General features: G+C 61.9%; 17 protein-coding genes. 8 read left to right on the plus strand and 9 right to left on the minus strand.

All coding sequences use genetic code 11. The annotated features are described in order from the left end of the window. Nucleotides 1-55 precede the first annotated feature (55 nt). The 4 genes from TU73_RS00560 to TU73_RS00575 are packed head-to-tail and all read left to right on the plus strand — an operon-like array spanning nucleotide 56 to nucleotide 2,979. Nucleotides 56-721, plus strand: coding sequence for an amino acid ABC transporter permease (locus TU73_RS00560; RefSeq protein ID WP_057010522.1), 666 nt, complete (start codon nucleotides 56-58; stop codon nucleotides 719-721). After that, nucleotides 702-1,361: an amino acid ABC transporter permease gene (locus tag TU73_RS00565; protein ID WP_057010523.1), complete on the plus strand. Its 660-nt coding sequence runs from the start codon at nucleotides 702-704 to the stop codon at nucleotides 1,359-1,361. The genes TU73_RS00560 and TU73_RS00565 overlap by 20 nt, the downstream gene beginning before the upstream one ends. After that, nucleotides 1,358-2,134 (plus strand): amino acid ABC transporter ATP-binding protein, encoded by a 777-nt coding sequence (locus tag TU73_RS00570; RefSeq protein ID WP_057010524.1) that lies wholly within the window; start codon nucleotides 1,358-1,360, stop codon nucleotides 2,132-2,134. The genes TU73_RS00565 and TU73_RS00570 overlap by 4 nt, the downstream gene beginning before the upstream one ends. Next, nucleotides 2,131-2,979, plus strand: coding sequence for a transporter substrate-binding domain-containing protein (locus tag TU73_RS00575; protein ID WP_057010525.1), 849 nt, complete (start codon nucleotides 2,131-2,133; stop codon nucleotides 2,977-2,979). Before TU73_RS00570 ends, TU73_RS00575 begins: the two co-directional genes overlap by 4 nt. A gap of 99 nt (nucleotides 2,980-3,078) precedes the next feature. Here the strand turns inward: TU73_RS00575 and TU73_RS00580 are convergent, their stop codons facing one another. Continuing rightward, nucleotides 3,079-4,239: an AAA family ATPase gene (locus tag TU73_RS00580; protein WP_057010526.1), complete on the minus strand. Its 1,161-nt coding sequence runs from the start codon at nucleotides 4,237-4,239 to the stop codon at nucleotides 3,079-3,081. Nucleotides 4,240-4,359: 120 nt separating this feature from the next. Between TU73_RS00580 and TU73_RS00585 the strand changes: the two genes are divergently transcribed. The 4 genes from TU73_RS00585 to TU73_RS00600 all read left to right on the plus strand — a co-directional run bounded on the left by TU73_RS00585 (nucleotide 4,360) and on the right by TU73_RS00600 (nucleotide 12,017). Beyond that, nucleotides 4,360-5,442, plus strand: coding sequence for an efflux RND transporter periplasmic adaptor subunit (locus TU73_RS00585; protein WP_057010527.1), 1,083 nt, complete (start codon nucleotides 4,360-4,362; stop codon nucleotides 5,440-5,442). Further along, entirely contained in the window at nucleotides 5,439-6,509 is a 1,071-nt protein-coding gene (locus TU73_RS00590) for an efflux RND transporter periplasmic adaptor subunit (RefSeq protein WP_057010528.1), read from the plus strand. Before TU73_RS00585 ends, TU73_RS00590 begins: the two co-directional genes overlap by 4 nt. Then, on the plus strand, nucleotides 6,506-9,571 hold the full coding sequence (locus TU73_RS00595; protein WP_057010529.1) for an efflux RND transporter permease subunit: 3,066 nt from the start codon (nucleotides 6,506-6,508) through the stop codon (nucleotides 9,569-9,571). The genes TU73_RS00590 and TU73_RS00595 overlap by 4 nt, the downstream gene beginning before the upstream one ends. Nucleotides 9,572-9,827: 256 nt before the next feature. Next, entirely contained in the window at nucleotides 9,828-12,017 is a 2,190-nt protein-coding gene (locus tag TU73_RS00600; RefSeq protein ID WP_057010530.1) for a glycoside hydrolase, read from the plus strand. Between the two features lie 109 nt (nucleotides 12,018-12,126). On the opposite strand, the gene TU73_RS00605 is transcribed toward TU73_RS00600, so the two are convergent. The 8 genes from TU73_RS00605 to TU73_RS00640 all read right to left on the minus strand — a co-directional run bounded on the left by TU73_RS00605 (nucleotide 12,127) and on the right by TU73_RS00640 (nucleotide 20,309). Continuing rightward, the gene (locus TU73_RS00605) at nucleotides 12,127-12,753 is read right to left on the minus strand and encodes a class I SAM-dependent methyltransferase (RefSeq protein ID WP_057010531.1); all 627 of its coding nucleotides are present in this window, start codon (nucleotides 12,751-12,753) and stop codon (nucleotides 12,127-12,129) included. A 41-nt stretch (nucleotides 12,754-12,794) separates the two neighbouring features. After that, on the minus strand, nucleotides 12,795-13,439 hold the full coding sequence (locus TU73_RS00610) for a methionine ABC transporter permease (protein WP_034117212.1): 645 nt from the start codon (nucleotides 13,437-13,439) through the stop codon (nucleotides 12,795-12,797). Then, a complete protein-coding gene (locus TU73_RS00615; protein ID WP_057010532.1) occupies nucleotides 13,429-14,544 on the minus strand; it encodes a methionine ABC transporter ATP-binding protein in 1,116 nt (371 codons plus the stop codon). The genes TU73_RS00610 and TU73_RS00615 overlap by 11 nt, the downstream gene beginning before the upstream one ends. Then, a complete protein-coding gene (locus tag TU73_RS00620) occupies nucleotides 14,541-15,356 on the minus strand; it encodes a MetQ/NlpA family ABC transporter substrate-binding protein (protein WP_057010533.1) in 816 nt (271 codons plus the stop codon). The genes TU73_RS00615 and TU73_RS00620 overlap by 4 nt, the downstream gene beginning before the upstream one ends. Nucleotides 15,357-15,497: 141 nt before the next feature. After that, entirely contained in the window at nucleotides 15,498-16,850 is a 1,353-nt protein-coding gene (locus tag TU73_RS00625) for an LLM class flavin-dependent oxidoreductase (protein WP_057010534.1), read from the minus strand. Then, a complete protein-coding gene (locus TU73_RS00630; protein ID WP_057010535.1) occupies nucleotides 16,850-18,043 on the minus strand; it encodes an SfnB family sulfur acquisition oxidoreductase in 1,194 nt (397 codons plus the stop codon). Before TU73_RS00630 ends, TU73_RS00625 begins: the two co-directional genes overlap by 1 nt. A gap of 39 nt (nucleotides 18,044-18,082) precedes the next feature. Further along, entirely contained in the window at nucleotides 18,083-19,324 is a 1,242-nt protein-coding gene (locus TU73_RS00635; RefSeq protein ID WP_057010536.1) for an SfnB family sulfur acquisition oxidoreductase, read from the minus strand. 187 nt (nucleotides 19,325-19,511) lie between these two features. Next, complete coding sequence (locus tag TU73_RS00640) at nucleotides 19,512-20,309, minus strand: hypothetical protein (RefSeq protein WP_057010537.1); 798 nt, start codon at nucleotides 20,307-20,309, stop codon at nucleotides 19,512-19,514. Between the last annotated feature and the right edge of the window lie 86 nt (nucleotides 20,310-20,395).

The following is a 20,395-nucleotide window of genomic DNA, read 5'->3' on the forward strand; positions in this document are numbered from 1 at the left end:
CACGTCGGCACGGACTGCGCTCGCGGCATTACCCATGCGGCGATATGGACTGCACATGACCTTCGATTTCGCTTTTATCCTCAGCACGCTGCCTGCCTTCCTGCAAGCCGTGGGCGTGACGCTGCAAGTCGGCCTGATCGCCATTGCCACGTCCTTGCTGGTAGCGCTGATCAACGCGGCACTGCTGGTGTTTCGCACGCCTTACCTGTCGCGCCTGGTGGCGCTGTATGTGGAGCTGGCGCGTAACACGCCGCTGTTGATCCAACTGTTTTTCGTCTACTTCGCGCTGCCGGCCCTGGGTTTCAATATTTCCGGGTTCTGGGCGGCGATCATCACCATGACCTTTCTGGGTGGTGCCTACCTCACCGAAGTGCTGCGCGCCGGGGTGGAAGCGGTGCCGCTGGCGCAGATCGAGTCGGGCAAATCCATTGGCCTGTCCGATTGGCAGCTGTTGCGCCATGTGATCCTGCCCCAGGCCGGCATTCTCAGTCTGCCGGCGTTGTTCGCCAATTTCATCTTCCTGCTCAAGGAGACCACTGTGGTCTCCGCCGTGGCGGTGCCTGAGATTCTCTACACCACCAAGAGCTATATCGCCCTTTACTACAAGACCTACGAAATGCTCGCCGTGCTGACGCTGATCTGCGTACTGCTGTTTTTGCCGCTGTCGCTGCTGCTCAGCCGCCTGGAAAGGAGGCTCCAGCATGGCCAGTTCGGGTCTTGAGTTGTTGTGGGTGTCGTTGCCGCAACTGGGCAAGGGCGCCGCGCAAACCCTGTTGATTTCGTTGCTGAGCATCGCGTTCAGCACGCTGGGCGGCGTCTTGTATGGCGTGCTGCGCACCTTGGGTAACCGCTTGGTCAACGTGGTGCTGCGGGTTTACCTGGAACTGTTCCGCGCGATTCCGGTGTTGGTGTGGTTGTACCTGCTGTTTTTTGGTCTGCCGATTTTCTTTGGCCTGAGCATCCCGAGCTTCTGGTGTGCGGTGCTGGTGCTGTCGTTGTGGGGTGCCAGCGAGGTGGGCGAAGTGGTACGTGGCGCGCTGTATTCGCTGCCCCGTGGCCAGCGCGAGGCGGGCCTGTCGATTGGCCTGTCCGGCCCACAGTTGTACGGCTATGTACTGCTGCCCCAGGCCCTCAAACGCATGACGCCGCCAACCATCAACGTGTATACGCGCATCATCAAGACCAGCTCCCTGGCGGTGCTGATCGGCGTAGTGGATGTGATTAAGGTCGGCCAACAAATCATCGAGCGCACCTACGAATCGGTACTGATCTACGGCGCTCTGTTCCTGTTTTTCTTCTTTATCTGCTACCCGTTGTCGGCCGCCTCCAAGGTGCTGGAACGGCGCTGGGCCCAAGCATGAGCGCATTGATCGAGTTCCAGGGTTTCAACAAATTCTTCGGCGAGGCGCAGGTGCTCAAGGGCATCGACCTGAGTGTGCAAAGCGGCGAAGTGGTGGTGATCCTCGGCCCCAGCGGCTGTGGCAAAAGCACCTTGCTGCGTTGTCTCAACGGGCTGGAAGCCGCACACAGCGGCAGCCTGCGTTTCGCCGGCAACGAGCTTTTGGACAAACGCACCGACTGGCGCCAGGTACGCCAGGACATCGGCATGGTGTTCCAGAGCTACCACCTGTTTCCGCACATGAGCGTGCTCGACAACATTCTGCTCGGCCCGCTGAAGGTGCAAAAGCGCGATACCCGTGAGGCCCGTGAGCAGGCACAGAAACTGCTGGAACGCGTGGGCCTGGCCGACAAGCGCGACGCCTTCCCGCGCCAGCTCTCCGGCGGCCAGCAGCAGCGCATCGCCATTGTCCGCTCGTTGTGCATGAACCCCCAGGTCATGTTGTTTGACGAAGTCACCGCCGCCCTCGACCCGGAAATGGTCAAGGAAGTGCTGGAAGTCATCCAGGGCCTGGCCCGCGATGGCATGACCTTGCTGATCGTCACCCATGAAATGGCCTTCGCCCGCGCCGTCGCCGACCGCGTGGTGTTCATGGAGGCCGGCCGCATCCTCGAACACAACACCCCCGAGGCATTCTTTACGAACCCGCAAACCGCACGCGCGCAGCAGTTCCTGGAGAAGTTCTCCTTTGTTTCAACACTGCCCAAAAAGATCAAGGAACTGGAGCCGATATGAAAAAATTACTGCTGCCACTGTTTGCCGTCGCCTTGCTGGCCGGCTGCGATAAAAAGGCCGAAGAGCCGGTAAAACCCGCGGCTGTCAGCTACATCGACAAAATCAAAGCGCGGGACAAGCTGATAGTCGGCGTCTTCACTGACAAGCCCCCGTTCGGCTTTGTGGACGAGGCCGGACGCTACGTCGGCTTCGATACCGACATCGGTCGCCAATTTGCCAAGGACCTGCTGGGCGACGAAAACAAGGTGGAATTTGTCGCCGTCGAACCGGCCAGCCGCATTCCTTTCCTGCAAAGTGACAAGGTCGACCTGATCCTCGCCAACATGACCGTGACGCCTGAACGCAAGGAAGCGGTGGACTTCACCAACCCCAACCTGAAAGTCGCGGTACAGGCCCTGGTGCCCAACGACAGCGCAGTCAAAAGCCTGGAAGACCTGGCGACCCGTACCACTATCGTGACTACCGGCACCACCGCCGACATCTGGCTGACCAAGAACCACCCGGACTGGAAGCTGCTCAAATTCGAGAAAAATTCCGAGTCGTTGCAAGCGCTGTCGGCGGGGCGTGGTGATGCCTATGCGCAAGACAACTTGGTGCTGTTCAGCTGGGCCAAGCAGAACCCGGGCTACCGCGTGCTGGAAGAAAAACTCGGCGATGAAGCGCCGATTGCCCCGGCGGTGAAGAAGGGCAATATCGAACTGCGCGACTGGGTGAATGCCGAGTTGGCGAAGTTGGGGGAGGAGAAGTTCCTGCTCAAGCTCTATGACCAATATGTGCGTAAAGAGCTGAGCGATGACACCAAGCCTGAGAGTGTGATTGTTGAAGGCGGGAAGTGGCAGGGCTGAGATAGCTATCGCAGGCAAGCCAGCTCCCACCTTTGAATGTATTCACAAATCAAAATGTGGGAGGGGGCTTGCCCCCGATGAGGCCAGTGCAGGCAACGCCTACTCCGGCCAGTGCCAGGCCGGCCCATCCAGAATCCCTTGCCCCACAATCCGCGTTTCCCCCATCACCTTCTCCAACACAATCGAATTACACCCCTCATCCTGCTGCAAGGCCGCGATCAAGCGGCTGGCATGGGACACCACCCACACCTGGCACTGCTTGGACGCCTCGATTATCAAGCGCGCCAAGGCGGGCAGCAGGTCCGGATGCAAGCTGGTTTCCGGTTCGTTCAGCACCATCATGGTCGGTGGCCGTGGCGTCAGCAGCGCTGCGATCAGCAGCAGGTAGCGCAGGGTGCCGTCCGACAGCTCCGCCGCTGACAATGGCCGCAGCAAACCTTCCTGATAAAACTCGATAGCAAAGCGACCGCCCTGCAATGGCTGGATATTCAAGCGCGCTCCCGGGAACGCATCGCTGACTGCGCGTTGCAGCGCCTCGGGATCGCCGATCTCGCGGATGGTCTGCAACGCGGCCGCCAAATCGCGGCCATCGTGGTGCAACACCGGCGTACGCGTGCCCAGCTGGGGCTGGCGCACTGGCGCGTCCACGTCGCTGCGAAAGTGATCATAGAAGCGCCAGCCACGAATGCTTTCACGCAACAGCAGCACTTCCGGCGAGCCGCGCAGGCTGCCGACCTGATCGAACAGGCTGTGGTAGTTCGGTGTGTGCTGCGCCAGCACATCCCAGGCACGGCCTTCGCGGGCACGCACCATCGGTCCGGAGCGCTGCACCAACAAGCTGGCCGGGCGGTAGACTTGGCCGGCCCAGATGCATTCCTTCTTTACCTCTGGGTCGAGGCTGAAAAACGACTCGGAGGGTTCCGGCAATCCCAGGGAAATGGCGTAGCTGAAATCTTCGGCGGCGAACCCCAGGCGCAGGCGTTTAACGCCCTGGCGCACATTGGATTCGACCGGCACTTCGCCGCTGCGCATGCGCCGGCTGATGGTTTCCGGCCCGGCCCAGAAGGTCGAATCCAGCCCGCCTTCACGGGCCAACGCATTGATCACCCCGCCCTGGGCGGTTTCGGCCAGCAGGCGCAGGGCGCGATACAGGTTGGACTTGCCGCTGCCATTGGGCCCGGTCACCAGGTTCAGCCGGTCCAGCGGCACTACCAATTTGTTGATCGAGCGGTAATTGGCCACCGCGAGGGTTTTGAGCATGTGTATTTAGCCGACATGGGAACCATTGGAGTATGGGATCCTCCATGCAGATAAGGAACCCTGATCTAAGCTCACAGTCGCATACACACTTGCACCTCGCGTCGCGCAAAAGGAGCCTGCATGGGCGGTCGCACTTTGACATTTATTTTCAGCCTTAGCCTCCTGGCGCTGCTGAGCGGCTGTGGCCAAGACAAAGCCGAGCCCAAGCAGCATTCCCGGGTGTTTGTGCAAACCGTACAGTCGGCGGATTTCGCCGCAGCGGTGACACTCACCGGGGATATCCAGGCGCGGGTACAGACCGATCTGTCCTTTCGCGTGGGCGGCAAGATCATCCAGCGCATGGTGGATGTGGGCGACCGCGTAAGCGCCAAGCAAGTGCTGGCCAAGCTCGATCCCAAGGATCTGCAGACCAATGTCGATTCCGCCCAGGCCCAGGTCGTGGCCGAACAGGCACGGGTCAAGCAGACCGCTGCCGCCTTTGTGCGCCAGGAAAAACTCTTGCCCAAGGGCTACACCAGTCGCAGCGAATATGACGCCGCCCAGGCTGCGTTGCGCAGCAGCCAGAGTGCCCTGGCCGCTGCCCAGGCGCAACTGGCCAATGCCCGCGAACAGTTGAGCTACACCGCGTTGGTCGCCGATGCGCCGGGGGTTATCACCGCGCGCCAGGCCGAAGTCGGCCAGGTGGTACAAGCCACGGTTCCGATCTTCAGCCTGGCCCGCGATGGTGAGCGCGATGCAGTGTTCAACGTCTATGAGTCGCTGCTGGTGGAGCCGCCGTCGGATGCGCCGATCACCGTCAGCCTGCTGGATAACCCAAGCATCAAGGCTGTGGGCAAGGTCCGTGAAGTGACCCCTGCCGTGGCCGCCAATACAGGCACCCTGCAAGTGAAGATTGCCCTGCAAAGCCTGCCCAAGGGTATGGAGCTGGGGTCGGTGGTGAGCGCCACGGCCAATGGCCCGGCCAAGGCCAGCATCGAGCTGCCTTGGGCCGCGTTGACCAAAGACCTCAGCGAACCCGCCGTGTGGCTGATTGACGGCGACGGCAAGGCGCAACTGCACAAGGTCACGGTGGCGCGCTACCTCACCGGCAAAGTGATCATTGGCGACGGCCTCAAGGGTGGGGAAAAAGTCGTGGTGGCCGGTGGTCAATTGCTGCACCCCGGCATGCAGGTCGAGATCGCCCAACCGGGAGCCCAGCCATGAAGCGTTTGACGGTTGTACTCGCTGCCAGCCTGGTGCTGATGGCCTGCTCCAAGGAAGAAGCCCCGCCTGAACCTGTGCGCCCGGTGCTGTCCATGGAAGTGAAGGCCGAAGACCAGGAACATCTCGGCCGCTTCGCCGGCACCATCCAGGCCCGCTACGAAAGCAACCTGGGGTTCCGTGTGTCGGGCCGCATCGCGCGCCGCGCTGTGGACGTGGGCACCGAAGTGGAGAAGGGCGCCTTGCTTGCCGTGCTCGACCCCACCGACCAGCAGAACCAATTGCGCGCCGCCCAGGGCGACCTGGCCCGCGTGCAGGCGCAGTTCATCAATGCCCAGGCTAATGCACGCCGCCAACAGGAGCTGTTCAATCGCGGCGTGGGTGCCCAGGCCCAACTGGATGTGGCCCAGACCGACCTGAAAACCACCCAGGCGACCCTTGACCAGGCCCGCGCCTCGGTCAACCAGTCCAAGGACCAACTCAACTACGCCGAGCTGCACACCGACCACGCCGGTATCGTCACCGCCTGGAATGCAGAGGCCGGCCAGGTGGTCAGCGCCGGCCAGCAGGTGGTGACCTTGGCGCGCCCGGACATCAAGGAGGCGGTGATCGACCTGCCCGCCGGCCTGGCCGAGCGCCTGCCGGCGGATGTGGTGTTCCTGGTCGCCGGGCAGTTGGACCCCAGCGTGCACACCACCGCCGTCGTGCGCGAGATCGAACCCCAGGCCCAAAGCGCCACGCGTACTCGCCGCGCCCGCCTGAGCCTGGCCGAAACACCGCCCGCGTTCCGCCTCGGTACGGCGATCAGCGTGACCCTGAGCTCTGCCATCGCTCCACGCATCGAACTGCCCCTGAGCGCCCTGCAGGAAGGTGACGGCAAGACCCGCATCTGGATGCTCGATACCCAGAGCCAGACTGTGCAGCCCCGCGAGGTCAGCGTCCTTAGCCGCAGCGCCAACAGCGTCTTGCTCAACGGCAGCGTCAAACCCGGCGAACGCATTGTCACCGCTGGCGTGAACAGCCTGAAACCCGGGCAGAAAGTCAAAATCGACGAGGACAGCCCGCGATGAAAGGGAGCTTCAACTTATCCGACTGGGCCCTCAAGCATCAGTCCTTCGTCTGGTACCTGATGTTCGTCGCGCTGCTGATGGGCGTGTTTTCGTACATGAACCTGGGCCGTGAGGAAGACCCCTCGTTCACCATCAAGACCATGGTCATCCAGACCCGCTGGCCGGGTGCGACCCAGGAAGAAACGCTCAAGCAAGTCACTGACCGCATCGAGAAAAAACTCGAAGAACTGGACTCCCTCGACTACGTGAAAAGCTACACCCGGCCCGGCGAGTCCACGGTGTTCGTGTTCCTCAAGGACACCACCAGCGCCAATGCCATTCCCGACATCTGGTACCAGGTGCGCAAGAAGATCGATGACATCCGCGGCACCTTCCCCCAGGGCTTGCAGGGGCCGTCGTTCAACGATGAGTTCGGTGATGTATTCGGCTCGGTGTATGCCTTTACCGGTGACGGCCTGTCGATGCGCCAGCTGCGCGACTACGTGGAGCAGGTGCGTGCCGAGATCCGCTCTGTGCCGGGGCTTGGCAAGGTCGAGATGATCGGCCAGCAGGACGAAGTGATCTACCTGAATTTCTCCACGCGCAAACTTGCCGCATTGGGGATCGACCAGCGCCAGGTCGTGCAAAGCCTGCAATCGCAGAACGCCGTGACCCCGGCCGGGGTGATCGAGGCCGGGCCGGAGCGCATATCGGTGCGTACCTCGGGGCAGTTCGCCTCGGAGAAGGACCTGGCTAACGTCAACCTGCGCCTCAATGACCGTTTCTATCGGTTGGCGGACATCGCCGACATCAGCCGTGGCTACGTCGACCCGGCGCGGCCAATGTTCCGCTTCAACGGCAAGCCGGCCATCGGCTTGGCCATTGCGATGCAGAAGGGCGGCAATATCCAGTCGTTCGGCAAAGCCCTGCACGGACGCATGGACGAGCTGACCGCCGACCTGCCGGTGGGCGTTGGTGTGCACAAGGTTTCTGATCAGGCCGAGGTGGTGGAAGAGGCCGTCGGCGGCTTTACCAGCGCGCTGTTCGAGGCGGTGATCATCGTGCTGGTGGTGAGTTTTATCAGCCTGGGCATGCGTGCCGGCCTGGTCGTGGCGTGCTCGATTCCGCTGGTGCTGGCGCTGGTGTTCGTGTTCATGGAATACAGCGGCATCACCATGCAGCGTGTGTCGCTCGGCGCGTTGATCATCGCCCTCGGCCTGTTGGTGGACGATGCGATGATCACCGTCGAGATGATGATCACGCGCCTGGAAAAAGGCGAAACCAAGGAGCAGGCGGCGACCTACGCCTACACCTCCACCGCGTTCCCGATGCTCACCGGTACCCTGGTGACCGTGGCCGGCTTTGTGCCGATTGGCCTCAATGCCAGTTCGGCGGGTGAGTACACCTTTACCCTGTTCGCGGTGATTGCCGTGGCGATGCTGGTGTCGTGGGTGGTGGCGGTGCTGTTTGCCCCGGTGATCGGTGTGCACATCCTCAGCACCAATGTGAAACCGCACAATGCCGAGCCGGGGCGCATCGGCCGCGCCTTCAATGGCGGCATGTTGTGGGCCATGCGCAATCGCTGGTGGGCCATCGGTATCACCGTAGCGCTGTTTGCGGCATCGGTGTTCTCCATGCAATTTGTGCAGAACCAGTTCTTCCCATCGTCGGATCGCCCGGAAATCCTGGTTGATTTGAACCTGCCGCAAAACGCCTCGATCAACGAGACACGCAAGGCTGTCGATCGCCTTGAAGCGATTATCAAGGACGATCCGGATATCACCCGCTGGAGCACCTATATAGGCCAGGGTGCGATTCGTTTCTACCTGCCGTTGGACCAGCAGTTGGAAAACCCGTATTACGCGCAGTTGGTGATTGTCAGCAAGGGCCTGGAAGAACGCGGCGCGTTGATCGCCCGTCTGCAGCAGCGCCTGCGCGATGATTTTGTCGGCATTGGCAGTTTTGTGCAGCCGCTGGAAATGGGCCCGCCGGTGGGGCGGCCGATCCAGTACCGCGTGTCCGGCAAAGACATCGACCAGGTGCGCAAGCATGCTATCGAGCTGGCGACCTTGCTCGACCAGAACACCCACCTGGGCGAGATCATCTACGACTGGAACGAGCCGGGCAAAGTCCTGCGGGTGGATATCGCCCAGGACAAGGCGCGGCAACTGGGGCTGTCGTCGGAAGACGTGGCGCAGTTGATGAACAGTGTGGTCAGCGGTGCGTCAGTGACCCAGGTACACGACGATATCTACCTGATCAACGTGGTTGGCCGCGCCGAAGACGCCGAGCGTGGCACCCCGGAAACCTTGCAGAACCTGCAGATCGTCACGCCCAACGGCACCTCGATTCCGCTGCTGGCATTCGCCACCGTACGTTACGAGCTGGAGCAACCGCTGGTATGGCGCCGCGACCGCAAGCCGACCATTACCATCAAGGCTGCGGTGCGCGATGAGATGCAGCCCACGGACCTGGTCAAGCAACTGGCGCCGACCATCGAGAAATTCGGCGCTGATTTGCCGGTAGGCTACAAAGTCGCCACCGGCGGCACCGTGGAAGAAAGCGGCAAGGCCCAGGGGCCTATCGCCAAGGTGGTGCCGTTGATGCTGTTTCTGATGGCCACCTTCCTGATGATCCAGTTGCACAGCGTGCAGAAGATGTTCCTGGTGGCGAGTGTCGCGCCCCTGGGGTTGATCGGCGTGGTGCTGGCGTTGGTCCCCACGGGCACGCCCATGGGCTTTGTGGCGATCCTGGGCATCCTGGCGCTGATCGGCATCATCATCCGTAACTCGGTGATCCTGGTGACGCAGATCCACGAATATGAGGAGGCCGGCTACACGCCGTGGGATGCCGTGGTGGAAGCCACTGAACACCGGCGCCGGCCGATCCTGCTGACGGCCGCCGCCGCGAGCCTGGGCATGATCCCGATTGCGCGAGAAGTGTTTTGGGGGCCGATGGCCTACGCGATGATTGGCGGGATCATCATTGCGACGTTACTGACGTTGCTGTTTCTGCCGGCGTTGTATGTGGCCTGGTACAAAATCCGCGAGCCGAAACAGGAGCATCAGCCACAACAGGATTAAAGCCGTGGGAGGGGGTTGCCTTAATGTCAGTCAGTTAAGCGCAAACCCTCTGTGGGAGCGGGCTTGCCCGCGAAGGCGGTGCGTCAGTCGCTGCATCTGTGACTGAACTGTCGCTTTCGCAGGCAAGCCAGCTCCCACACTTGGATCTTCATTCTGGTTGAGGCTGTGTGAAGTTTCTGAAAAATCCCCATGTCGTCCTGGCTGGCTGCTGCATGTTGTACCCTCTGGTCCTCATTCCAAACCCAGGTCGGTCCTCATGCAGTGCCTGCGTTTCACCTTGCTGTTTTGCGCGTTGCTCCTTGCACCGCCTGCCTTCGCCGCCACCGTACTGGAAAACGCCTTGTGGCGCGTCGAACTCGACTCCGCCACCCTGGCGCTGCGCGTGACACCGACGGGCCAGGCCTCGGTGCAGGCATCCAGCGGTGTGGCTGCGCATGCCGTTAGCCAATTGCAGAACACGACTGACCAAGCCACTTGGCAATGGGACAACGGCGCCTATCGCCTGACCGCCCGCCTGCAACAGCGCGACCTGGCCCTGACCATCAACGCTCGCGAACCCGGTGAGCTGGCCCTGCTGCGCCAGCCTGCCGAGGCCATGGGGCGAGGGTTGATCTGGCCCTTGGCCGAGGGGCATTACGTGCCTGCCGGCAATGCCATCTGGAAGGCGTTTCTGCTGGAGCGGGGTGAACTCAATACCGCCCAGGACCTGAGCCTGCCGCTGTGGGGTGTGGATCACGGGCGCTTCACGCTCAACTGGCTGCTGACCAACCCCTACAACAATCGCCTTGAATGGCAAGCGGACGGGCAGGGCCTGGCACTGACTGCGTCCCATGAATTCACCACGCTGGCGCCCGACGTGCCGATGACGCTGCGCCTGCACCTGGGCGACGCCGACCCGTTGGCTGGCGCCAAGCGCTACCGCCAGTGGCTGGTGGAGCAGGGCCGCTATGAACCGTTGGCGGACAAGCTGCGGCAAACACCTGAAGCCCAGAAGCTGCTGGGCGCCAGCCATGTGTACCTCTGGGACAACGGCCTGCTGGCTTTGGACGATGTGCGTGATTGGCCAACACTGATCAAACGGCTGCGCAGCCATGAGCTCAAGACACTGATGGACAAAGAGAGCGCACAGCTGCTGGAGCAGCCCACTGCATTGAATCGCTATGAGCAAACCGTGCTGTTGCGCGGCCTCAACGCGGCGATCAACACCAAGGCCCGGCAGGCCTGGCAAGTCGAAGATCCAGACATGACCCGCCTTGCCGCCCGCTACGGTGAGCTGCGCAGTGAACTGGCCGTGGACTTTGCGGGAGCCTTGAGTGACAGCCCGCAAACCTGGGGCAGTAGCGCCATTCAAACCCTGCGCGACGCCGGGCTGCAGCGTCTGCTGCTGACCTTGGGCCAAGGTTGGGAGGGTGGCCTCTGGCATCCCGAAGCGATTCGCGCGGGGGTAGATGCCGGTTTTCTGATGGCGCCTTACGACTCCTATGAAACGGCCCTGTCCGCCACGGAAAACCCCGATTGGACCACCGCCCACCTGGGCGCCAAGGCTTATCGCGACTGCGCGATCATATTGAAAGACGGCACCTCGAAAACGGGTTTCCAGCAGTCCGGCCACTACACGGACCCGCGTTGTGTGCGGCCGTTGCTGGAGGCGCGAGTGAAGGCGGTACAAGCCAAGGCTGGCTTCAACGCCTGGTTTCTCGATGCCTACGCCACCAGCATGCTGTTTGATAGCTACCGCAGCGACGCCAGCATGACCCAGGCGCAAAACGCCGAGGGTAACATCGAGGCCTCCCGCTGGATCAACACCGTGCCTAAGCTGGTCACAGGCTCTGAAGACGGTAACGCGATCACTGCCCAGGGCATCTTGTTTGCCCACGGTATGCAGACCCCGGTGATCGGTTGGGGGGATCGCGAGATGACCCGGGACAAGCAGTCGCCGTACTTCGTCGGCAATTGGTTCCCACCGGAGCAACCGACGGTGTTCTTTAAGTCAGTGCCGTTGAGGGAGCCGTTTCGCGCGGTGTATTTCGAGCCGACGATGCGCTTGCCGTTGTATCAGGCGGTATTCCACGGCTCGGTGATCACCACCCATCATTGGCTGTTCGACAGCCTCAAACTGAGCAATGTGCAGGGGGACAATGAGCTGGCCCAACTGCTCTATAACGTGCCGCCGCTGTATCACCTCAGTGCGGCGACACTCAAGGCGCGGCTGCCGATTATTCAGCGCCAGGACCGCTTTTTCCGACCGTTGCATCAGCGCTTGGCGACCCAGGAAATGACTGGTTTCCGTTGGCTGACGGTGGACAAGCAGCTGCAGCAAACCACCTTCGCAGATGGGGCGCGGCTGGTGGCGAATTTCTCGGCGGTTGAAAAAGAGGGGTATGCCGGGCGCAGTGTCACGGTGCTGTTGGAGGGCCAGGAGCCGGTGGTGTATCAGGTGAAATAACGCCGCCCGTTACGGCGCCATCGCGGGCAAGCCCGGCTCCCACAGGGGAATGCATTCCAAAGGTGGGAGCTGGCTTGCCTGCGATGAGGCAGGTACAGGCGATGCAGCACTAAATCTTACGCCACACACTCGCCAACCAAGGCTGCTGTTCCCGCGGCAACCCTGCCGGCCGGTAGTAATGCTCCAACTCTTCAAACCCGGCTGCAGTCAGCAAGGCCTGCCATGCCTGCAGATCGTGATAAGACCCATACCGTGGCCCATTCCAACCTTCCTGGTTTTCACCCCGAAGGTTGGAGCTGAACAGCACGCCCCCCGGCTTCAACGTGCCATGCAGCTGCTTGAGAACCCGTGGCAGTTCCTGCTTGGGAATATGAAACAGCACCGCGTTGGCAAACACGCCATCGAAGCGCTCGGGTGGCAGGTCCAACTTGAGAAGGTCCTGCTGCAACACCTCACAGCCGCTGTCTTCACGTGCCATCTGCGCGAAACGCTCAGAGCCATCCAGCCCCACGGCGATATGCCCCATGCGGGTGAAAGTCTGCAAATCCCGCCCCGGCCCGCAGCCCAAATCCAGCACGGTAAACGGCGCCGTGCCCTGGATATGCCGCATCAGCGCGTCGATGTTCTGGCTCACATCGTGATCGCGGGTGCCTTCGCGGAAGTCTTCAGCCACTTTATTGTAATGGCCGAGGGTGGTGGCGGTGATCTGGTTGAGGTCGTCGGGGGCAAGTTTCATGGCATGGCGCACGGCTGCGGCTGAGGTTGGTGAACTATACCTCAGCGCTTGTTCAACACCCGCGCCAATCGATCTCCACCCAACTGGATCACCGCCACCAGGACCACCAACAGCACAATCACCGTGAGCATGATCTGCGTGTCAAAGCGCTGGTAGCCATAACGATAGGCAATGTCGCCCAAGCCACCGGCGCCAATTGCCCCGGCCATGGCCGATGAGTTGATCATGGTCACCAGGGTGATGGTGAAGCCGCCGACGATCCCCGGCAGCGCTTCGGGCAACAGCACGTGCCAGATGATGTGCCAGCGTCGGCAACCCATGGCCTGCGCGGCTTCGATAAGACCGTGGTCGACTTCGCGCAGGCTGACTTCGGCGATGCGCGCAAAGAACGGCGTGGCGGCGATGGTCAGCGGCACCACGGCTGCCCACACACCATAGGTGGTGCCGACGATCAGGCGGGTAAAGGGGATCAGCGCCACCATCAGGATCAGGAACGGGATAGAGCGGAACAAGTTCACGAACGCCCCCAGCACGCGGTTAAGGGCCGGCGCCTGATAGATGCCGCCCTTGTCGCTGGTGACCAGGAACACTGCCAGGGGAATCCCTACCAGCAAGGCGATCAGCGATGACACGCCGACCATTAACAGGGTGTCGATGGCGCCCTGCACTAAACGATCAAACCACATAACCCAGCACCTCCACCTGTTGCGCCCAGTTGCTGGCGCGGTTACGCAGCTCTTCGGCGTTGTGCGGCGAGCCATTCACCGCCAGCAGCAATTGCCCCAGGGCATGCCCCTGGATGCGTTCCACACCGCCTTGCAACAAGCGCACGCGCCCGCCGAGGGCGCTGAACAGTGCGGCGAGGTCCGGCTCATCGCTATCGCTGCCGGTGAACTGCAAGCGCAGCACCAGCGCCGCGCCCGCCAAGGATTGTGTGGGTTTCAGGCGGCTTTGCAATTCAGGCGGCAAGCCGTGTTGCAGCGGTGCGAGCAGGGTCTTGCTGACCTCATGCAGGGGGTTGCCGAACACTTGCCACACCGGGCCTTGCTCGACGATACGCCCGTGTTCCAGCACCACTACGCGGTCGCAGATTTCGCGGATCACGGCCATCTCATGGGTGATCAACACGATGGTCAGGCCCAGGCGTTGGTTGATTTCGCGCAGCAGGCCAAGGATCGACTGGGTGGTTTCCGGGTCGAGGGCCGAGGTCGCTTCGTCGCACAGCAGAATCTCGGGGTCGTGCACCAGCGCGCGGGCAATGCCAACGCGCTGTTTCTGCCCGCCGGAAAGCTGCGCCGGATAGGCGGTGTGCTTGGCCTGCAAGCCCACCAGTTCCAACAGCTCGCGCACCTTTTGCTCGCGTTGGGGCTTGGGTACGCCGGCAACCTTGAGCGGCAGCTCGACGTTCTGCCACACGGTCTTGGCCGACATCAGGTTGAAGTGCTGGAAGATCATGCCGATGCGCCGCCGCAGCGCCACCAGGTGGTCTTCGTCGAAGCCGCCGATGTCGACTTGATCAATCAGCACCCGCCCAGTGCTGGGTTGCTCCAGGCGGTTGATGGTGCGGATCAGCGACGACTTGCCGGCGCCGCTGCGGCCGATGATGCCGAACACTTCGCCACGCTGGATCGCCAGGTCGATGCCTTGCAGGGCGTGTACCGTGCCGTCGTAGGTCTTGCCCAGGTTGATAAAACGCACATGGGCGCGGTTGAGGTCCGGGTGCAGTTCAGTCTGCTCGGCGTCCCTGGGCGCATGGCCCAGGTCGCGCAGTTGGGCGTTGGCGGCGGTCATTTTTTATCTTCCCAGCCGACTTGGTAGAGCTTGCCGAGGGATTTATCCAGCGCCGCCCGCACCACTGGCGAGTGCTGGTAGATGTCGACGAACTTGATCACCCGAGGGTCGGTTTTGCTCTTGGGTTGGATGACGAACTGGATCACGTATTCCGGATGGTCGAGGCCGTCAAACAGCAGCGCCGACTCTGCATCGAAGGTCTTTGACAGGCGGATATACGCGGGATAGCCCTGCACCAGGTCGGCATCGTCATAGGCGCGCACCAGTTGTACGGCTTCCACTTGCAGGATTTTGATCTTCTTCGGGTTGCTGACGATATCTTCTTCGGTGGCCTTGTAGCCTACCCCCGGCTTGAGCGTGATCAACCCGGCCTTGGCCAGCAGTTGCAGGCCGCGCCCGCTGTTGATTGGGTCGTTGGCAATCGCCACGCTGGCACCTTCGGGCAGGTCGTTGAAGCTTTTGTACTTTTTCGAATACAGCCCGACGTTGTTAATGATGCCCGGGGCATAGGGCACCAGGTCAAAGCCGGCGGCGGCCTTGGCGTTTTCCAGGAAGGGAATGTGCTGGAAGTAGTTCACGTCGATATCGCCGGCGGCCAGGCTGACGTTGGGCGCGATCCAGTCGGTGAACTCCACCAGCTCGACTTTCAGACCCTGTTTGCCGGCCTCTTCCACGGCCGCTTCCAGGGGGATGGCGAAGGCGGCGGTGGTGCCGACTTTCAGCGGTGGGTCGGCGGCGAATACCGCTGTGCTGAATAAGCCGAAGGCCAGGGCCAGTGCTTTGACTGGGTTGTTTAAGAATGTCTTTTTCATAGTGGTTTCCAGTCAGAAGGTATAGGTGCAAACAATGCGGCCAATGGTGGGAGCTGACTTGCCTGCGATGGCGGTGTTTCAGCCACATTGGCTTTAGCTGGCCCACCGCTATCGCAGGCAAGCCAGCTCCCACAGTTTTGGTCAATGGCGGTAGGTAGAGCCGGTGTGTTGGTTGGGTAAGCGGGCCGTGTCGTGGAAGACTTTTTCCCGCAGCGTGCCCTGCGCATACTCGGTCTTGTACGAGCCACGCCGCTGCAACTCCGGTATCACCATGTCGATGAAATCCACATAGCTCTCCGGCGTGACAATGCGTGTCAGGTTGAAACCATCCAGCCCGGTTTCGCTGATCCAGGATTCCAGTTCATCCGCCACCTGTTCAGGCGAGCCCACCAAGGTGATATAGCGCCCACCCAGGGCGTGCTGGTCGAGCAATTTACGCCGGGTCCAGTCGTTGTTTTGCAGGTTCTTGGTGGCCGACTGGATTGCGTTGCTCTTTACGTACTGGATGGGTTCGTCCAGTTCGTATTGGGAGAAATCAATCGCCGTCGAGGCCGAGAAATGCGCCACGCCGGCTTCCGCGCTGGCGTAGCTGAGGTACTCGGCGTGCTTGCGCCAGGCCAACGCTTCGGTGGCGCCCACGATCACATTGAGGCCCATGAACACCTTGATGTCGTCCGGGTTGCGCCCCGCCTCCACCGCGCTGGCGCGCACCTTGTCCACCTGGATTTTGGTCGAGGCCTTGTTCTGCCCGCTGATAAACACGCACTCGGCATGTCGCCCGGCGAACAACAAGCCACGCTCGGAACTGCCGGCTTGGAACAGCACCGGCGTACGCTGCGGCGACGGCTCGCAGAGGTGATAACCCTCCACCTGATAGAACTCGCCGTGGTGCTCAACCTTATGCACCTTGCCCGGTTGCGCATACACCCGCGCCTGTGGATCGTTGAGCACTGCGTCGTCTTCCCAGCTGCCTTCCCAGAGTTTGTACAGCACCTGCAGGTACTCATCGGCCTGGTCGTAGCGTCGGTCATGCTCGACCTGTTCGGAGAGGCCCATGGCCTTGGCAGCACTGTCGAGATAACCGGTGACGATGTTCCAGCCGACCCGGCCACGGCTCAGGTGATCCAGCGTGGACATGCGCCGGGCGAACAGGTAGGGCGGCTCGTAGGTGAGGTTGGCGGTTAGGCCAAACCCCAGGTTGCGGGTGACGGCGGCCATGGCCGAGACCAGCAGCAACGGGTCATTGACTGGCAGTTGGATCGACTCCTTGAGCGGCACGTCGATGGAGTTCTGGTACACGTCGTAGACACCGACGATGTCAGCGATAAACAGACCATCGAACAACCCGCGTTCGAGGATCTGCGCCAGCTCGGTCCAGTATTCGAGGGTCTTGTACTGGGTCGAGTTGTCCCGTGGGTGAGTCCACAGGCCGTGGTTGATATGCCCGATGCAGTTCATGTTGAAGGCATTGAGCAGAATCTTCTTTTTGCTCATCAGATGGTCCCCCGCAACGGCGGGTTTTCATCGTTGAGGTAGTAGTTGCCCACGGCGTGGTACTTCCAGCGCACCGGGTCGTGCAGGGTATGTACCCGAGCGTTGCGCCAGTGACGGTCCAGGCCATGTTCGGCGAGCGTCGCCTGGCTGCCGGCCAGTTCGAACAAGGTGCTGCCGGCCGCCAGGGAAATCTCGGTGCTCAAGGCGCGTACTTCGGCCACGGCGATGGACGCTGCGGCGACGGTCTGGGCATTGCTGTCAGCCTGGGCGCGATCGAGGAATTCCCCGGAGCGCTCCAGCAAGGCCTCGGCGGCGTGCAGGCGAATGCTCAGGTGGCCGAAGCTTTTGAGGGTCAGCGGGTCTTCGGTGGCCTTGTCGTTGCCGGAATCGATCCACGGGCGGGTCTTGGTGCGCACAAAGTGCAGCGCGTCTTCAAAGGCGGCGCGGGCAATGCCGGTGTCGATGGCCGCGTGAAGGATCTGCGCCAGCGGGCCGACGGTGGTCGGGCGTTCGAAGGCGCTCTGGAACGGGATCACGTCTTGCGCTGCGACCCACACGTTGTCGAACACCACCGAGCCGCTGCCGGTGGTGCGCTGGCCGAAGCCGCTCCAGTCGTCGATCACCGTCAGGCCCGCGCTGTCGCGGGGTACGAAGGCCAGTTGCTGGATGCCATTTTCATCCACCACCGAGGTGGGGATGCGTTGCGCATAGATAGCACCAGTGGCGTAGAACTTGCGCCCGTTGATGCGAAAACCATCGCCGTCGCGGGTGAGGCTGGTAATGCGGTCGTGGGCGGTCTTGGTGCCCAGCTCCGCCAAGGCGTTGCCAAAGCGTCGGCCGGCCAATACCTCGGCGTACAGGCGCTGCTGCTGTTCGGGGCTGCCGTTCACCCGCAGTACTTCGAGGGCATAGAAATGGTTTTGCGGAATCTGGCCCAACGATCCATCGGCCTGGGCGATCAGCGCGATGACCTTGGCCAGGGTCACGTTGGACACACCCGCGCCACCGTAGGCCTTGGGCACGCTGATGCCCCACAGGCCGGAGCGGGAAAACACGTCCAGTTCGGGCAATGGCAGACGCCGTTCACGGTCGCGCAGGGCGCTGTCGCGGCGCAAGTCTTCAGCGAGGTCGCTGGCGACAATAAGGGCGTGTTCATCGCTGGTGATAACCGCGACGTGGTGAGAAAGGGTCATGAGTTTCTCCAGAAGCTCGTGGAAAAGTGTTCTGGTCGGTTAAATCCAGGAGTGACGCGCCGGTAAAGTGCCGTTCAAGCGATAGGCGCCGATAGCGTGGTACTTCCAGCGCACCGGGTCGTGCAGGGTGTGCACCCGGGCGTTGCGCCAGTGACGGTCGAGGTTGAATTCGGCGAGGGTGGCGCGGCTGCCGGCCAGTTCGAAGAGCTTCTCGGTGACCAGCAACGACACTTCGGTGGTCAGCACTTTCGCTTCGGCCACTGCGATTGACGCGCGCGCCGCAGATTGCGCGGTGATCGGCGCGGCGCTGACGTCGTCGAGCACCTGGCCAGCCTTGCGCAGCAGCGCTTCGGCGGCGTGCAGTTCGATCTTCAACTTGCCGATATCGGCGATCACATACAGGTCGTCGCTGGCCCGTTCGACCTTGGCGTCGATCCAGGGGCGCGAACGCTCACGCACGAAGGCGATGGTGTCATCCAGGGCCCCACGGGCGATGCCGGTGTCGATGGCGGCCTGGATCAACTGCGACACGGCACCCTGGATGTTCGGGCTTTCGCCCAGGCGCCAGTTGTCGATGACCAGCTCCGGGTCCACCGGCACCCGGTCGAGCAGCACGGTGCCGCTGGCGGTGGTGCGTTGGCCAAAGCCCGACCAGTCATCGACGATGCGCAGTCCTTCGCTGCCGCGCCTTATGAACGCCATGACTTGCTTGCCGTCATCGTTCAGTGCCTTGATCGCGACCCAGTGGGCAAACAGTGCGCCGGTGGAGTAGAACTTCTGGCCGCTGACCACAAAACCCTCGCCTTCGGCCGTGAGACGCGCCTTGAGCTCCAGGGTATTTTTGGTGCCGCGTTCCGGGCCGCCGTTGCCGATGCGCCAGCCGTCGAGCACGCTCTGGAACAGCTGCTTTTTCTGGCGTTCGGTGGCGGTGTTCTGCAACACATGCAGGATGCCGAAATGGTTCTGCGGAATCTGCCCGAGGGCCGGATCGGCCGCGCTGATGATCGCGAACACTTCGGCCAGGGTCACGAACGATACCTGCGGGCCACCGTATTCGCGGGGAATTGAAATACTGCCCAAGCCGCTGCGGGTGAATTGTTCGACCTGTGCCCACGGCAGCTTGCGTTGCTGGTCGCGCTTGGCGGCCTGCAAGCGTGCAGCCTGGGCCAGCTCATGGGCGGCGCTCAGCGCCTGGGCGTCGTCGCGCAGCACCGTGGCCGGCAACAGCAGGGGGGCTACGTCCAGATCACTCTGGGTGGGTGTTAGAGCCAAGTTAGACATCAGCGCCGCTCCTTGGCTGCACGCAATGCCCTGGCGTTATGCACCGGGGTAATTCTGACCATACCGACCTCGCATTCGATGAAATAAAAACTGAAAAATCAGGAATGTCCGGTGGTCCGGTGCATATACCCTAAGCGTGTTAATTATTTAAATAAACTAACTTTTAGGAATATGCATAGAAGGGCTGTCACCCCGGTTCACAAGGTGAGCCGAAACGACGCGGTTGATAGCCTGGCGCGGGCGAGGCAGGTTGGGTTGGCGTTGCTGGTGTGCAGGCAGCGATGCGCAGCGTGCGGGCCGGTGCCCAGCGTGAATTATTGCCCACGCGATCGAGAATGCAGTACGTGACTTCCAACCGGCAGTCGTCGCCGGCTTCGACAATGATTTGGGACGGCACCCACACCTGCACTGCCAGGCCAACGTTTTTGGCCTGGATTTTCGGCAGGTCCAGGCGTACGTCACCCCAGCGCAGGGTGATGGCATCGCCGCTGCTCATGTTCAAGTAAGGCTCGATCGTCAGCGGAATGCCGCGGCGTACCTGGCAGCTGTTGACGCCATAGCGGCGGATGGTTTCAGGCAGGCCGACGGGGGCGAGGTTCTGGTTTTCATCACCCCTTTCGTGGTTCAGATGAGACGAGGGCAGGCCGCCGGGGTAGTTGGTCTTGACCCGCACCAGGGTCGCGGCCGAGCGCATAGGCCCATGGCCGATCTGCAGGACCTGGTAGTGGACGCGCGCGGGGCCGTCCTGCACAAAGCTCTCCGGTACCCACAGGTGGGTGAACGTGCCGATCTTGCCAGCCGTCACCTTGCGCGAGGCGGCGAAGCAGTTGTTCCAGAACAGTTCGATCAGGTCGCCTTCTTCCATGCCTGGGTAGGGTGAAATATCGACTTGCAAGTGCGTGGAAGCCATAGCGCTGATGCCGCTTCCAATCGCCTGGGGCAATTTGGGGGCAGTGAGCGTGGCCGGGGTTTGGGTGTGTGTCATCAGTAATCTCCTTGATGCAGCCAGCAGCAATCGTTCCGAGCCTCCGGCGCACAGGCGCAGGGCGGTTCGAAAGGAACGATTCAGTC

The sequence above is a fragment of the Pseudomonas libanensis genome (genome assembly GCF_001439685.1).
In the GTDB taxonomy this organism is placed as follows: Bacteria; Pseudomonadota; Gammaproteobacteria; order Pseudomonadales; family Pseudomonadaceae; genus Aquipseudomonas; species Aquipseudomonas libanensis.

What these genes read in the sequence shown, in the direction of transcription:
- TU73_RS00560 (WP_057010522.1), top strand. Translation starts at nt 56, where the DNA reads ATGACCTTCGATTTCGCTTTTATCCTCAGCACGCTGCCTGCCTTCCTG.
- TU73_RS00565 (WP_057010523.1), top strand. Translation starts at nt 702, where the DNA reads ATGGCCAGTTCGGGTCTTGAGTTGTTGTGGGTGTCGTTGCCGCAACTG.
- TU73_RS00570 (WP_057010524.1), top strand. Translation starts at nt 1,358, where the DNA reads ATGAGCGCATTGATCGAGTTCCAGGGTTTCAACAAATTCTTCGGCGAG.
- TU73_RS00575 (WP_057010525.1), top strand. Translation starts at nt 2,131, where the DNA reads ATGAAAAAATTACTGCTGCCACTGTTTGCCGTCGCCTTGCTGGCCGGC.
- TU73_RS00580 (WP_057010526.1), bottom strand. Translation starts at nt 4,239, where the DNA reads ATGCTCAAAACCCTCGCGGTGGCCAATTACCGCTCGATCAACAAATTG.
- TU73_RS00585 (WP_057010527.1), top strand. Translation starts at nt 4,360, where the DNA reads ATGGGCGGTCGCACTTTGACATTTATTTTCAGCCTTAGCCTCCTGGCG.
- TU73_RS00590 (WP_057010528.1), top strand. Translation starts at nt 5,439, where the DNA reads ATGAAGCGTTTGACGGTTGTACTCGCTGCCAGCCTGGTGCTGATGGCC.
- TU73_RS00595 (WP_057010529.1), top strand. Translation starts at nt 6,506, where the DNA reads ATGAAAGGGAGCTTCAACTTATCCGACTGGGCCCTCAAGCATCAGTCC.
- TU73_RS00600 (WP_057010530.1), top strand. Translation starts at nt 9,828, where the DNA reads ATGCAGTGCCTGCGTTTCACCTTGCTGTTTTGCGCGTTGCTCCTTGCA.
- TU73_RS00605 (WP_057010531.1), bottom strand. Translation starts at nt 12,753, where the DNA reads ATGAAACTTGCCCCCGACGACCTCAACCAGATCACCGCCACCACCCTC.
- TU73_RS00610 (WP_034117212.1), bottom strand. Translation starts at nt 13,439, where the DNA reads ATGTGGTTTGATCGTTTAGTGCAGGGCGCCATCGACACCCTGTTAATG.
- TU73_RS00615 (WP_057010532.1), bottom strand. Translation starts at nt 14,544, where the DNA reads ATGACCGCCGCCAACGCCCAACTGCGCGACCTGGGCCATGCGCCCAGG.
- TU73_RS00620 (WP_057010533.1), bottom strand. Translation starts at nt 15,356, where the DNA reads ATGAAAAAGACATTCTTAAACAACCCAGTCAAAGCACTGGCCCTGGCC.
- TU73_RS00625 (WP_057010534.1), bottom strand. Translation starts at nt 16,850, where the DNA reads ATGAGCAAAAAGAAGATTCTGCTCAATGCCTTCAACATGAACTGCATC.
- TU73_RS00630 (WP_057010535.1), bottom strand. Translation starts at nt 18,043, where the DNA reads ATGACCCTTTCTCACCACGTCGCGGTTATCACCAGCGATGAACACGCC.
- TU73_RS00635 (WP_057010536.1), bottom strand. Translation starts at nt 19,324, where the DNA reads ATGTCTAACTTGGCTCTAACACCCACCCAGAGTGATCTGGACGTAGCC.
- TU73_RS00640 (WP_057010537.1), bottom strand. Translation starts at nt 20,309, where the DNA reads ATGACACACACCCAAACCCCGGCCACGCTCACTGCCCCCAAATTGCCC.